1 protein-coding gene is annotated in these 688 nt (G+C 46.8%); it reads right to left on the minus strand.

Features of this window, described 5'->3' with window-relative positions:
- The coding region (locus tag R7Z77_RS25760; protein ID WP_411913216.1) for a tetratricopeptide repeat protein at nt 1–688 on the minus strand (688 nt) is incomplete at both ends.

Raw genomic sequence — 688 nt, forward strand, 5'->3', positions numbered from 1 at the left:
TCCAGTAGTATTTAGAATCCAACTTCGCGGCAATTCGCCAACTATCGATGGATTTATCCCACTCTTTTGCCATCTGCCAATAGGTCGCCTGCTGAGCTTTTAACTGGCTATCGACGTTAAGGTCTTCCAACTGCTCCATAATTAAAGCAGCACGCTCTGGGATTCCACGTTTCGCATAAAGCTGTGCCAGCAGTTTAAAATCATCTTGACTGAGCGCGACACCTTGTAGCTTGGCTAAAGCCATTGAATCTAGTGCGCGTTTGCTGTCATCGACACGTAAGTGCAAAGCGACGAGCTGACGCCACCACTCAACTCGTTCAGGCTCAATTGCAATCAAACGTTTGATGGTGACAATAGCAGGCTGCCACTTTTTGAGTTCCAGTTCAGACGAAAGCTTAATCGACAATGGACCGAGTTCATCTGGCTGACCAAACTTCTCGTAGCGACCCACCGCTGATAACCCTTTATTCCATTGGCTCAACTGGTAATGCGATTGTGCGATGCGCAGCCAAACTTCATGAGCTTTCTGGTTTTTAGGTACAGCTTTACTCAACTCGTAATAGTGCGGCAAGGCTTTAGCAAACTGTTGTTCGTTCAACAAAATATCCGCTAGCATTTTACGTGTTTGCCACGCTTGCTCGTCTTGCAATAAACCGCTGCTTACCGCGAAATCCAGTTGCTTGATAGC

The sequence above is a fragment of the Vibrio sp. 1401 genome (genome assembly GCF_033340295.1).